Below are 232 nucleotides of genomic sequence, written 5' to 3' on the forward strand. Positions count from 1 at the left end.
CCATTAAAGGCTTTTGTATCACTGGTAAACTGCAGCAAGCCGGCTGATACCTGAACCTGATAGGTTTTACCGGCTTCGAGCTTGCCGCTGTGCGGTTTTATTAGCAGGGTTTTACCATCCTGCCAAATCATCGGGCGGCGGATTGAACGATATTTATCTGCCTTGTCACTGCCAAAGGCATCCAGCTCGATGCCAGCTTTAATTTCGTCCACCTGTTTTGTTGAGCCATTCT

At 48.3% G+C, this 232-nt stretch carries 1 protein-coding gene; it reads right to left on the reverse strand.

Features of this window, described 5'->3' with window-relative positions; all coding sequences use genetic code 11:
- A partial coding sequence (locus R0J87_RS25145; protein WP_498889747.1) for a hypothetical protein occupies nt 1-232 on the reverse strand: 232 nt, incomplete at both ends.

Origin of the sequence: Halomonas sp. SIMBA_159, assembly GCF_046536035.1 — a bacterium.
GTDB classification, from domain to species: domain Bacteria; phylum Pseudomonadota; class Gammaproteobacteria; order Pseudomonadales; family Halomonadaceae; genus Vreelandella; species Vreelandella venusta_A.